Origin of the sequence: Enterobacter sp. 04-C-12-SI-ECC (assembly GCF_047530715.1) — a bacterium.
Lineage (GTDB): Bacteria > Pseudomonadota > Gammaproteobacteria > Enterobacterales > Enterobacteriaceae > Enterobacter > Enterobacter bugandensis.
Map to the genome: position 1 here is coordinate 43782 of NZ_JBLKDI010000025.1, position 11993 is coordinate 55774.

10 protein-coding genes are annotated in these 11993 nt (G+C 54.2%); 3 read left to right on the forward strand and 7 right to left on the reverse strand.

Going from position 1 to position 11993, the window contains the following annotated elements; genetic code table 11:
* Positions 1-19: 19 nt before the first annotated feature.
* The 5 genes from phnE to ACMWL8_RS22615 form a co-directional block, all read right to left on the reverse strand.
* Positions 20-799: a phosphonate ABC transporter, permease protein PhnE gene (gene phnE / locus ACMWL8_RS22595; protein ID WP_028015213.1), complete on the reverse strand. Its 780-nt coding sequence runs from the start codon at positions 797-799 to the stop codon at positions 20-22.
* A gap of 51 nt (positions 800-850) precedes the next feature.
* Positions 851-1867 carry a phosphonate ABC transporter substrate-binding protein gene (phnD, locus tag ACMWL8_RS22600; protein ID WP_045261069.1) on the reverse strand — a complete coding sequence of 339 codons (1017 nt, stop codon included), beginning with the start codon at positions 1865-1867 and terminating at the stop codon, positions 851-853.
* A 23-nt stretch (positions 1868-1890) separates the two neighbouring features.
* A complete protein-coding gene (gene phnC / locus ACMWL8_RS22605) occupies positions 1891-2679 on the reverse strand; it encodes a phosphonate ABC transporter ATP-binding protein (RefSeq protein WP_041911507.1) in 789 nt (262 codons plus the stop codon).
* Positions 2680-2816: 137 nt separating this feature from the next.
* On the reverse strand, positions 2817-3254 hold the full coding sequence (gene yjdN / locus ACMWL8_RS22610) for a VOC family metalloprotein YjdN (RefSeq protein ID WP_028015216.1): 438 nt from the start codon (positions 3252-3254) through the stop codon (positions 2817-2819).
* 81 nt (positions 3255-3335) lie between these two features.
* On the reverse strand, positions 3336-3671 hold the full coding sequence (locus ACMWL8_RS22615) for a zinc ribbon domain-containing protein YjdM (RefSeq protein WP_028015217.1): 336 nt from the start codon (positions 3669-3671) through the stop codon (positions 3336-3338).
* A gap of 593 nt (positions 3672-4264) precedes the next feature.
* Between ACMWL8_RS22615 and crfC the strand changes: the two genes are divergently transcribed.
* Complete coding sequence (gene crfC, locus ACMWL8_RS22620; RefSeq protein WP_241276723.1) at positions 4265-6619, forward strand: clamp-binding protein CrfC; 2355 nt, start codon at positions 4265-4267, stop codon at positions 6617-6619.
* Positions 6616-7491, forward strand: a complete 876-nt coding sequence (locus ACMWL8_RS22625) for a diguanylate cyclase regulator RdcB family protein (RefSeq protein ID WP_045261071.1) — start codon at positions 6616-6618, stop codon at positions 7489-7491. The genes crfC and ACMWL8_RS22625 overlap by 4 nt, the downstream gene beginning before the upstream one ends.
* Positions 7492-7546: 55 nt before the next feature.
* Here the strand turns inward: ACMWL8_RS22625 and kdgT are convergent, their stop codons facing one another.
* Positions 7547-8539: a 2-keto-3-deoxygluconate transporter gene (kdgT, locus tag ACMWL8_RS22630; RefSeq protein WP_028015220.1), complete on the reverse strand. Its 993-nt coding sequence runs from the start codon at positions 8537-8539 to the stop codon at positions 7547-7549.
* A 649-nt stretch (positions 8540-9188) separates the two neighbouring features.
* Here kdgT and proP point away from each other — a divergent pair.
* Positions 9189-10691 carry a glycine betaine/L-proline transporter ProP gene (gene proP, locus ACMWL8_RS22635; RefSeq protein ID WP_028015221.1) on the forward strand — a complete coding sequence of 501 codons (1503 nt, stop codon included), beginning with the start codon at positions 9189-9191 and terminating at the stop codon, positions 10689-10691.
* A 34-nt stretch (positions 10692-10725) separates the two neighbouring features.
* Here proP and ACMWL8_RS22640 read toward each other — a convergent pair whose 3' ends face one another.
* Positions 10726-11679: a nickel/cobalt transporter gene (locus ACMWL8_RS22640; RefSeq protein WP_045261072.1), complete on the reverse strand. Its 954-nt coding sequence runs from the start codon at positions 11677-11679 to the stop codon at positions 10726-10728.
* Positions 11680-11993: the final 314 nt, after the last annotated feature.

Consider the following 11993-nt stretch of genomic DNA (forward strand, 5'->3'; position numbering starts at 1 on the left):
CCAATCAAAGCCTCGCTAATCAGATGAAGTGCTTACGCAAGCGTTGAGAGAGGAAATCCAGCAGGCTGACGGTGACGATGATGAGCACCATCAGGGCGCAGGTTTGCTGGAACTGGAAACCGCGAATCGCTTCCCACAGGGTGACGCCAATCCCGCCTGCGCCCACCATGCCGACCACGGTGGCGGAGCGAACGTTGGACTCGAAGCGGTACAGGGAGTAGGAGATCAGCAGCGGCATCACCTGCGGCAGGACGCCGTAGAGGATCTCTTCGATTTTGTTGGCGCCCGTTGCGCGGATGCCTTCGACCGGGCCGGGCTCGATGGCTTCAACCGCTTCCGAGAGCAGCTTGGAGAGCACGCCTGTGGTGTGGATGAACAGTGCCATCACGCCGGCGAACGGACCCAGGCCAACGGCGACCACGAACAGCATCGCAAAGACCATTTCGTTGATGGCGCGACAGGCGTCCATCAGGCGACGCATCGGCTGGTAAACCCACCACGGCACGATGTTTTCGGCGCTCATCAGGCCGAACGGAATGGAGAGAACGACGGCGAGGGCGGTGCCCCAAACGGCGATTTGCAGGGTGATCGCCATTTCGCTGAGGTAGTCCTGCCACTGGCTGAAATCCGGCGGGAAGAAGTCGGCGGCGAAGGTCGCCATGTTGCCGGAATCTTTGAAGAGCAGCAGCGGATCCATCTCCGCGCCCTTCCAGGAGATAACGAGTACCGCCAGCAGGATGGCCCAGCTTATGAGCGAGAACCAGCTGCGCTTCGGCGGCGGGAGGGTAATGGTTTGCATGTTGGCTCCTTAATCTGTTCTCCCTCTCCCCCAAGGGAGAGGGGACTTGTGTTACTGCACCGCTTTATTCACGCTCGTCATCGCACCCAGCGCGGCGGTCAGGCGGTCGAGGTCTTCCAGCTGGGCCTGGATTTCAGAGACTTTGCTGGTCTTCTCCTCTTCCTTCAGCCCTTTGTTGTCCTTCACGGCCTGCATTTGCTTAAACAGCGCCAACTGGCGAATCGGGACCAGCTGCAGATCGCTGGACGCGCGGAACGGTGCCCAGCCCAGACGTTCCAGAACCGCTTTCTCTTCCGGCGTTTTGCCGTAGCTCATAAAGAAGTCGTAGACCTTATCCTTGGTGCTTTCGGAGAGATTTTTGCGCCAGACGATCGGGTCGCCGGGGATCAGCGGGGATTTCCAGATGACCTTCAGCTCTTTCAGCTTGTCCGGCGCGGAGGTTTTCAGCTTGTCGAGGTTTTCGGTGTTGTTGGTGGCAACGTCCACCTGCTTGTTCGCCACGGCCAGCGCGTTGGTTTCGTGGCTGGCGTTGACGGTGCGCTTAAAGTCGCTGGCGGAGATGTTGTTTTTCGCGAAGACGTAGTAGCCAGGGACGAGGAAGCCGGAGGTAGAGTTCGGATCGCCGTTGCCAAAGGTCAGATCTTTGCGTTTGGCGATCATGTCGTTGAGGTTGTTGATCGGGCTGTCTTTGTTCACGATCAGCACGCTCCAGTATCCTGGAGAACCATCTGCCGCAACGGTCTGGGCAAAGACCTGACCGTTGGCGCGGTCCACCGCTTCCATGGCGGAAAGGTTGCCGTACCAGGCGATGTCCACTTTGTTAAAGCGCATCCCCTGGATGATGCCCGCGTAGTCCGGGGCGAAGAAGGCGTTCACTTTGATCCCCAGTTTGGTTTCCATATCTTTCAGGAACGGTTCCCACTGCGGCTTCAGGTTTTGCTGTGATTCCGTTGAAATGATGCCAAAGTTCAACGCTTTTTCCTGCTCTTCGGCGTACGCCGGGCTTAACAGGGTGCTGATGCTGAACATGCTGGTGAAGGCCAGCGCGGCAACGGCTTTGTAGTTCATTTCCATTCCTCGTTATCGGGGCGTTAAGCAGCCTGCGCGCGTTCTTCGACGCGGTTTACGCTGCGGTAGAGATGGTCAAAACGTTCGTTATCAAACTGGTGGCTGGCGCCATCGAAGAACACGTGGCCCTGACGCAGGGCGACGATGCGCTCGCAGTAGCGCAAGGCGTAATCCACCTGATGCAGCGTCACCACCACGGTGATGCCGTCGTTCTGGTTGATGTCGCGCAGGGTTTCCATCACGATGCGGGCCGACTCCGGATCCAACGAGGCGATGGGCTCATCGGCGAGAATGATTTTGGCTTTCTGCATCAGGGCGCGGGCGATAGCGACGCGCTGCTGCTGCCCGCCAGACAGCGTGGACACGCGCTGGTGGGCGAAGTGCGCCATGCCGACGCGGGTCAGTGCCTGTAACGCTTCCTGCTTCTGTGATGGGGAGAACCAGCGCAGGCAGGTGCGCCAGAACGGGGTGCTGCCGAGCGCGCCAATCAGCACGTTCTCCAGCACCGTCAGGCGGTTCACCAGGTTGAACTGCTGAAAGATGTAGCCCGTCCGGGCGCGGCTTTTGCGAATATCGCTCGCCAGACGGCCCGCATGCTGCACGGTGTTACCCAGCAGCTCGACGCGGCTTTCCGGCGTTTTATCGCAGGTAATAAGGCCGCTTAAGTGACGCAGAAGGGTGGATTTTCCTGAACCGGACGGCCCCAGCAGCGCCACCATTTCGCCCTGCTGGACGGTCAGATCAACGGCATGCAGCGCCTTGTTGTGATTGAAGGTCTTGCTCAGTTTCTCGACGCGGATGACAGTGTGCATGTGCTGGGCCTCACGATAAATGTGGCCTCATGCTGGCGCATCAATATGACATTTGGGTTAAGTGCAGGTTGCGGGAGTTTGAAGAGTTGAGGGGAGTTTGATGACAGGCGGAGGCAGACCGCCCACCGCCCGAAAAATTAGTGCTGCTGCTTAACGACGTTAATCATCCACGGCACGCCGTACTTGTCGGTGACCTTACCGAAGCCGTGCGCCCAGAAGGTTTCCTGCCAGGCCATGTCGATATTCCCGCCATCGGCAAGGTTGTCGAACCAGCGCTTGCCTTCTGACACATCCTGCGTGTCGAGTACCAGCGTGAAGCCCGCGTACTGTGCGCTGCTGCCCGGCGGCAGCCCGTCGCTCATCATGATATCGCTGCCCGCAATGCGAACGTTGGAGTGAGCGATAGCCGAATCCGGAAACTGCATGCCGGACGGACAGCCTTCTTCGCTGTTATCGCTTTTTGGCATTTCGCCGAAGGTGATTTTATAGAGGAGTTCTGCGCCGACGGCCTGCTGATAGAAGGCGGTAGCCTCTGCACAGTTGCCGGCAAAAGAGATGTAGGGACTTAACGGCATAATCTTTACCTCACGTAAGAAAAGCCCGTTAAGTGTAGTTCCCGAAAGCCCGGTAAGCGAAGTGCTACCGGGCGGGTTAAATCAGTTCTTTTTCACGAACTCAGATTTCAGTTTCATCGGACCGAAGCCGTCAATTTTGCAATCGATATTATGATCGCCTTCCACCAGACGGATATTCTTCACTTTGGTGCCGATCTTCAGCATGGAAGAGCTGCCTTTCACCTTAAGATCTTTCACCACGGTGACGCTGTCGCCATCCGCCAGCAGATTACCGTTGGCATCTTTGACGACCAGCGCATCAGCGTCCTGCGCTGGCTCGGCATCATTCCATTCGTGTGCACATTCCGGGCAGATGAACATGCCATTATCTTCGTAGGTGTATTCAGAATTGCATTTTGGGCAGTGTGGGAGTTGCATGTCGGTATCCTCAAAAGTGTTAACGCGCTGGAAAGTGCCAGCTAAATGACGGCAGAGTGCCGAAAAAGGCGGCAAGTATAACGCAAATCCACACTTTTGTCGGTGCTATTGTGAATTTAAAAAACGCAGAAAATGTGTTGCGAGTGACACTTACTGTCAGTCAGCTAAGCGATGCTAACGTCATTAACACGGTGGAAAGAGAAGTCGCTAAATATATCGAATATTTTATTGCGGCAAATTGCTACGCACCTTCATTTCGGATAAGGTGAAGCAACGCATTGTTATTTATCTTCGAACTTTACTGCCATGCATTTCTTATGTTGGCGGCCTATCCCTCTCTTTTTAGGTGGGTAAATAATGATGATATATCCTGAAGCTTCTTAAAATGGGCCAGGCTTTTTATCTTTTGGCTTTCAGGCCTTGAGGAGAGCTTTACACGCCATGCAGGGATAGCCATTTATTTCTGATTATCTTCAATTAGTTATATTTTGGTGAACATGTTTTCCACACGTGATCATATAAGCCTGAACATCATAATTAATACAAGTGGCTTAATAAAAGTAATAAATTTGCGTTAAGGAAAGGCTTTTATCATGCACACACAGACCATTTTTGAATTAAGTCAGGAAGCTGAGCGTTTGTTACAGCTTGCCCTGCAAAATCTCGATACCCTGAAATCAATGCCGACAGCGAAGCTGGAGAGCACGACGGCTGCTATTACAGGTGAAAAGAACAACGTGCTGCCTTTGCATTTTAGTGCGCGCGGCGTCGAAGCGCAGCAGGCAACGCTGAATAATGAATTACGCAAAATAACACGTCTGGAAATGGTTCTGGCTATCGTTGGCACGATGAAAGCGGGGAAATCGACCACCATTAATGCCATTGTGGGTACCGAAGTGTTGCCGAACCGCAACCGCCCAATGACGGCGCTGCCTACGCTGATCCGTCATACGCCAGGTCAGAAAGAGCCGGTGCTCCACTTCTCACATGTCTCTCCTATTGATGATTTGATTCACCTGCTGCAGAAAAAGCTTGGCGATTACGATCGCGGCAAGCTGGCTCTGCAACTGGAAATTGATAAGGACATGAATACGCTGCTGGAGCGTATTGAGAAAGGCGAGGCCTTTGAAAAGCATCATCTCGGGGCGCAGCCAATATTTCATTGCCTGAAAAGTCTCAATGACCTGGTGAGGCTCTCCCAGGCGCTGGGCGTGGCGTTTCCGTTCTCTGAATACGCGGCCATCGAACATATTCCGGTGATTGAAGTGGAGTTCGTGCATCTTGCGGGTCTGGATGCGCACCTCGGGCAACTGACGCTGCTCGATACTCCCGGCCCCAATGAGGCCGGACAACCGCATCTGCAAAAAATGCTTAGCGAACAGCTAGCCCGCGCGTCGGCGGTGCTGGCGGTGATGGATTATACCCAGCTTAAATCTATTTCTGATGAAGAGGTCCGTCAGGCTATTTCGGTTGCGGGGAAATCAGTGCCTCTGTATGCGCTGGTGAATAAATTCGACCAGAAGGATCGCAATAGCGACGATGAAGAGCAGGTCAGGGCGATGATCTCCGGTACCTTAATGAAAGGCACTATTTCGCCTGGCCAGATCTACCCTGTTTCCTCTATGTGGGCGTATCTGGCAAACCGCGCCCGCAACGAGATGAATGCCCGTGGACGCCTGCCGGATCATCAGGAGCAGCCCTGGGTGCAGGATTTTGCCGAAGCCGCACTCGGACGCCGCTGGCGTTCGGCGGACCTGGACGATATAAACCATATCCGTCACGCAGCCGATTTGCTCTGGGAAGATTCGCTGTTTGAACAGCCGATACGCAAACTGATTTACGCCGCCTATGCCAATGCCTCGCTATTCGCGCTGCGCTCGGCCTCGCATAAGCTGCTCAACTACGCGCAAAATGCCCGGGAGTATCTCGACTTCCGCTATCAGGGGCTGACGGTGGCCTTTGAGGGGCTGGAACTGAACATCGCGCGTCTTGAAGAGGATATGGCGCTGCTGCAGACGCGCCAGAGCGCGGTGAGCGATGAGGTGAAACATGAAGTTGACCAGGCGCTGAACGCGACCGCGGACTTTATGGAGGCCGAAAAATCGGCGCTTCACCAGGCAGTGGGCCATGTGTTCAGCCCTCAAAATATTCTTGATTTGGCAGGTATTGAGCGGCTGAATCGCCGCAGTGACAAACAGCAAGAGCGGGAACCGCTGGTTCTGGATGATGAAGGGCAGGCGCAGATCGTCCTGAGTAAAATTCGCTCCTCCTGTGAACTCATCATGCTGGATGCGCAGGCAAAAATCGCCCGGGAGCTGGCGTTACGCTTCGATCAGCTGGAATCTACGCTGGCGCGCTCGCTGAATGACGCTATCCGCCCCATTGAAACGCGTATAAAAGAGCATCTGAGCCATGCCGGCTTCCGGGCGCGGATCAGCTTCCCGGCTTTTCAGGCAAACCAGCTTGATTTCAATACGCGCGCGCTGTTTAACGATGCCATTGCAAAGGATAACCGCCCGGCAGGTCAACTTTCCGCCGGGAGCAGTATGCGTGAAACCGTTTCGCGTTGGCTCAATAATCCGGGCTGGGGCTGGGATGAGTACGTGGTCACGCGCACGCACTATGTTATCGACATTGCGCAACTGCATGACAAATTTAAGCAACATATTGATCAGTTTTGTGAACAAATACGTAAAGCTTTGTCCGCGCAGGTCGATGTCTCTGTTACGGCCGGAATGGCGACGTTCTTTGCAGAATTTTCGTTATGCCTGACCGGGTTACAGGAAAGCTTGCGTGATAGCCTCGCAGTGCGTCAACAAAATGAGCATTCAACCCGAGCGCTCAGCCAGCTGTTGAAGCAAAGCATTACGACTGCGACGTGGATTCAGGAAGACACCCGACTGTTACGCGATGACATTCAAACTCTATTCGCAGCAGAGCAACCATGACAACACAGCTACTGGACGGTCCCGGGCGGACGCTGGAGTGTATTCATCCCAGGTTTATGGTCGATCTTGTGCAGGGCGTGGACGCGGCGCGCCATCCCCATCTGGGGCCGCAGCAGCTGCAGTTTCGTGAACGTTTGACTCAGGAGATCATGACGCATACCCGGCTACGGCCCTGGGCGATGGCGGGAATGCTTAACGAGAACGCGGCCCTGCGCCTGGGGCTGGCGGAAAAACTCGCCGGCATGTTGGATCCAGGCCATCTTGCGCTGACGCTGATGGCCGATAAACTGACTGCACTGTGCCAGCAGGCTCACCTGCGCGCTCAGCCATCTCCCGGCCTGCTTGAACAGTATGCGGAGCTCTCCTCTCATTTTATCCAACGTGCCGCCTATAAAGAAAAGGCGCTGACCCAGCGTGGACTGACGGTACAGGCGGGCGAGCACAGTGAACAAATTTTCACCCGCTGGCGAGCCGGTCACTATGATGGCTGGTCTTTAGCCGGGCGCTGCTTCATTGTTCTGGAAGAGCTGCGCTGGGGAGCATTTGGCGATGCCTGCCGTCTGGCGAACAACGATGTGTCGGCAATGCTCAAGGATAATTTACGCAGCATGGCCGCCAACTACCTCGCGCAGGGCATCAATGCGTCTCCCACAACGCGCCATTTCTATCATCAATGGCTGACCACACCCGCTTCGGCGGGTTTAATCGATCACAAAGACATGCTGGGCTGGCTGGGCGACTGGTGTCAGGCGGATATACACCCGGTGAGTTGGTCAGTGACGCAAAACTGGCAGACCGTCGCGCTGGGTATGCCGAGGCTGTGTTCGGCAAAACGGCTGGTGGATGCAATGGTGGAAGAGATTTTTGGTTGAACCCCTCATCCTGACCCTCTCCCCCCAGGGGAGAGAGGATGGCTGGCGCGGTGTGTTAGTGATTCATTTCTATCGGTTTCGGTTCAGGCGGGATCTCTTGCACATTTCCGTAGCGTTTCGCGTATAGCGCCGTGATGATGGGCACCAGGATTGCGGTGACAATCACGCTGGCGGCAACCAGTGCCGTCGCGGACGCGGCCACCGGTTCGAAGGCCGGGTTAATCTGGGCGATAATCACCGGGTTTGCAACGGCAGCGCCTGCGGCTGAAGAGGCGGCGACGCCCGCCGTGCCGTTTCCTCCCCCGATTACGCGGTCAGCAATGATCAGCGGAATACCGGTGATGATGATAACCGCGACACCCAGCACAATCCCCAGCAGTCCCGTATCAAGAATCACGTTCAGGTTGATGGTGTTACCCAGTGCAAAGCCAAAGAATGGGATCAGCACCGGCGTGGCTTTGCTGAAGAAATCACGCAGATCGTGATCCAGATTGCCCAGCGCGAAGCCGATCAGGAATGGCAGGATCGCGCCGACAAAATGATGGGGCTCAAAAGAAGCCAGGCCAGCGGACCCCAGGATCAGCATCGTCATGAGCGGGCCGGACTCCAGAGACATCAAAACAAACGCGCCGGACTCCTCTTTCGTTCCGTACTGGTTCATCAGGCTGGCATACAGCCCGCCGTTGGTCATGTCCATCGCCGAGACAATCGCCAGGACGGATAACCCGGCGAAGAAACCGGTCTGAATTCCATTTTCAGGAATGAACATCGCGCATATCATTGCGACCACCCAGGCAACCGCTATTTTGGTTATCACCAGCGTTCCGGATTTGCGTAATACGGTACCGGTTGCCCGCAAATTAATGGATGCGCCGATACAAAAGAACCAGACCGCCAGGATGGGAACGGTACCCGTAATCATCCCCTTTGTGAAACCACCAAAATAAGCCCCGGTTTCAGGTGCTAATGTATTCAGAATAGCACCGAGTACCAGCGGCACCAGCATCATACCACCCGGTATGCGTTCTATCGTGGCTTTAATCTTCATCTCTAACCCTCACAATTTCGCCTCTCATGGTGAGCGGCAGGTGCGAATAAAAAAATCAATAAATTCAATTTGATGAAGGGTGCTCTTGATGATTGGTTTGTGATAACCCTGCACCGAAATTCAGTTAGCGCTCTCGTTTCCTCTCGTCAGAAAACATGCGTCGCTATGTTTCAGGAATTATCATGCGATCGATGGAATATTGATTCAATGAAAATAAAACGGTGTTTTAGTTATCTTCATCACATATTGAATGTAAACTTTACGGCGCGTTGTGAGAGCTGAAAATTTATGTAAATCTCTTGTAAAAAATATGGCTTTTTATTCTGTTGGGAAAAGAAAAAGGATGAGGCCGAAAATGGGGGCTCTGGAAGGTTGAGAAAGTACTTATTTGCGGTAGTTGACAAAAACTGTCTTCACCTGACGCAGTATAAATATATGTGTGAAGTTGATCACAAATATAAACGCTGGTAGGGTAAAAAGGTCATTAACTGCCCAGACAGGCGTCAACAGGTTCGGTTGTATCGACGGAAAACGTCAATGTAAGTAAACCTGCTACGCTTGAAGATGGAGGTTCGCATGGAGCGGATCTCGGGTTCACAGAGTGCGAGTTGGCTGTGGAACGGACAGGGCTAAGTCTACGAGGAAAGCTATGCTAAGAAGGAAAAAGGTTAAACCCATTACGCTTCGCGACGTCACCATTATTGATGACGCTAAACTGCGTAAAGCGATCACCGCCGCCTCGCTCGGTAATGCGATGGAATGGTTCGATTTCGGTGTCTACGGCTTTGTTGCCTATGCATTAGGTAAAGTGTTCTTCCCCGGTGCTGACCCAAGCCTGCAGATGATTGCCGCGCTGGGTACATTCTCCGTTCCTTTCCTGATCCGCCCGCTGGGTGGTCTGTTCTTCGGTATGCTCGGTGACAAATACGGTCGCCAGAAAATACTCGCTATCACCATTGTCATTATGTCGATCAGTACGTTCTGTATCGGCCTAATACCGTCCTATGCCACGATCGGCATCTGGGCACCTATTCTGCTGTTGCTCTGTAAGATGGCGCAGGGCTTCTCCGTCGGGGGCGAGTATACCGGGGCGTCGATCTTCGTCGCGGAGTATTCTCCTGACCGTAAGCGCGGCTTTATGGGCAGCTGGCTGGACTTCGGTTCGATTGCTGGGTTCGTGATGGGCGCGGGCGTCGTGGTTCTGATTTCAACCGTGGTCGGTGAGGAGAACTTCCTCGACTGGGGCTGGCGTATTCCGTTCTTTATCGCGCTCCCGCTGGGTATTATCGGTCTTTACCTGCGACATGCTCTGGAAGAGACACCTGCGTTCCAGCAGCACGTTGATAAACTGGAGCAGGGCGACCGCGAAGGGCTGCAGGACGGCCCGAAAGTGTCCTTTAAAGAGATCGCGACAAAGCACTGGCGCAGCCTGCTGACCTGTATTGGTCTGGTGATTTCCACCAACGTCACTTACTACATGCTGCTGACCTACATGCCGAGCTATCTGTCGCATAACCTGCACTACTCGGAAGATCACGGCGTGCTGATTATTATCGCCATCATGGTGGGTATGCTGTTTGTACAGCCGATTATGGGTCTGCTGAGCGACCGCTTTGGCCGTCGACCGTTTATCATCCTGGGTAGCGTAGCGCTGTTCGCGCTGGCGATCCCGGCGTTTATTCTGATCAACAGTAACGTGCTGGGTCTGATTTTCGCGGGTCTGCTGATGCTGGCGGTGATCCTGAACTGCTTTATCGGGGTGATGGCATCCACATTACCTGCGATGTTCCCGACGCACATTCGTTATAGTGCGCTGGCTGCGGCGTTCAACATCTCCGTTCTGATTGCCGGCCTGACGCCTACGCTTGCCGCCTCTCTGGTGGAAAGCACGCAGAACCTGATGATGCCAGCCTACTACCTAATGGTTATTGCGGTAGTCGGCCTGGCGACCGGCCTGACCATGAAGGAGACGGCGAACCGTCCTCTGAAAGGGGCGACGCCTGCGGCATCTGATATTCAGGAAGCGAAAGAAATCCTGCGCGAGCACTACGATAACGTTGAGCAGAAAATTGAGGATATCGACGCAGAGATTGAAGAGCTGCAGAAGAAACGCTCCCGTCTTGTTGATCAACATCCACGCATTAACGAGTAATAAAGAAAACCCGCCAACGGCGGGTTTTCTTTTATTAGCATCCGGCGGCGATGTAGTCGCCGTTGGCGCTAATGGGGATGACGGTCAGGAACAGGACGGTCGCGAACAGGATCAGGATGATACCTCCGGCAATTTTAACTGCCGGCATCAGCCATCTGAACGCGCTATCTCCCCCGAACCATGCCACCGTGCGTTCACGGGCATAACGAACCGCCAGTGATAGCCCCATAATAGAGAGTGCCGTTCCTAAAGACATGGTCATAACGGCCGCCATTCCCCAGGTGACAATGCCCAGCGCGTTCGAAAACATCAGAATCATGATTGCACCGCTGCACGGACGTGCGCCAATCGCCAGAATGACGCCCAGACGCGTTTTCCAGTCACCTTGTGTCAGATCTGCGCCCACGCCGTGATGACCACAGCCACAGTGTTCATCGTGCTGATGAAGGGGAGTGATCGCTGAGATCCTCATTCTTTGAGGCCGCAGGCTTTTCAGCGCCTGGTAAATGATGAAAGCACCAAACGCGCCAATCAGCACGGCGCTTATCTTCTCGACATACCAGCGGCTGGTGCTGATATCCCCTGACGCGAGGTTAAATCCTACTGCCAGAATAAAGACAAACAGAATGGCGCTGACGCCCTGCATCAGGCTGCCAAGAAAGGGAACGGTGCGTGCGGCCAGTTCGCTCTCCTTATTTGTGCTCAGGTAGGTTGTCACGATGAACTTCCCGTGCCCCGGCCCGATGGCGTGAAGGACGCCATAAAAGAAAGCGCCTGTTAAGAGCCATAATCCACCGCTGTACTGGTTGTTATTAAGCTGCAGGAGATACATCACCAGATAACGGTGCAGCGTAATCTGCGTGGCAAGGCACCACTGGATAAAGGCGTTCCAGTGCGTATGCAGCGTAAAAGCGGCGAAGAGGATGGTCAGCAGCATCAATCCGGCCGTAGGGAGGCGCCAGTCGCGAGGCAGGCGTTGTGTATTCATCAGGGGGAGCTCTGCGGAGAAGAATATTTGCCGCTAGTATAGTTGATCTTCTCTTTCAGTTCGCAGGATCGCATCAGGATCTTGCTGTAATTGTGGATAAGTCTGTGCGTAAAAGGGTATAAGGCGGGGTTTTGCTGGGGAATGCAGCAGTCAGTCATTTTTTTGCAACTTTTCTGTTGCGGGCTGCGGAGAACTCCCTATAATGCGCCTCCATCGACACGGCGGATGTGAATCACTTCACAGTTAACCCGGTCGGTTGAAGAGAAAAAATCCTGAAATAACGGGTTGACTCTGAAAGAGGAAAGCGTAATATA

Bases quoted from the DNA above. Each gene is read 5' to 3' on its own strand.
- crfC (WP_241276723.1), top strand. From the start codon at position 4,265: ATGCACACACAGACCATTTTTGAATTAAGTCAGGAAGCTGAGCGTTTG.
- yjdN (WP_028015216.1), bottom strand. From the start codon at position 3,254: ATGCCGTTAAGTCCCTACATCTCTTTTGCCGGCAACTGTGCAGAGGCT.
- proP (WP_028015221.1), top strand. From the start codon at position 9,189: ATGCTAAGAAGGAAAAAGGTTAAACCCATTACGCTTCGCGACGTCACC.
- ACMWL8_RS22625 (WP_045261071.1), top strand. From the start codon at position 6,616: ATGACAACACAGCTACTGGACGGTCCCGGGCGGACGCTGGAGTGTATT.
- phnC (WP_041911507.1), bottom strand. From the start codon at position 2,679: ATGCACACTGTCATCCGCGTCGAGAAACTGAGCAAGACCTTCAATCAC.
- phnE (WP_028015213.1), bottom strand. From the start codon at position 799: ATGCAAACCATTACCCTCCCGCCGCCGAAGCGCAGCTGGTTCTCGCTC.
- ACMWL8_RS22640 (WP_045261072.1), bottom strand. From the start codon at position 11,679: ATGAATACACAACGCCTGCCTCGCGACTGGCGCCTCCCTACGGCCGGA.
- phnD (WP_045261069.1), bottom strand. From the start codon at position 1,867: ATGAACTACAAAGCCGTTGCCGCGCTGGCCTTCACCAGCATGTTCAGC.
- kdgT (WP_028015220.1), bottom strand. From the start codon at position 8,539: ATGAAGATTAAAGCCACGATAGAACGCATACCGGGTGGTATGATGCTG.
- ACMWL8_RS22615 (WP_028015217.1), bottom strand. From the start codon at position 3,671: ATGCAACTCCCACACTGCCCAAAATGCAATTCTGAATACACCTACGAA.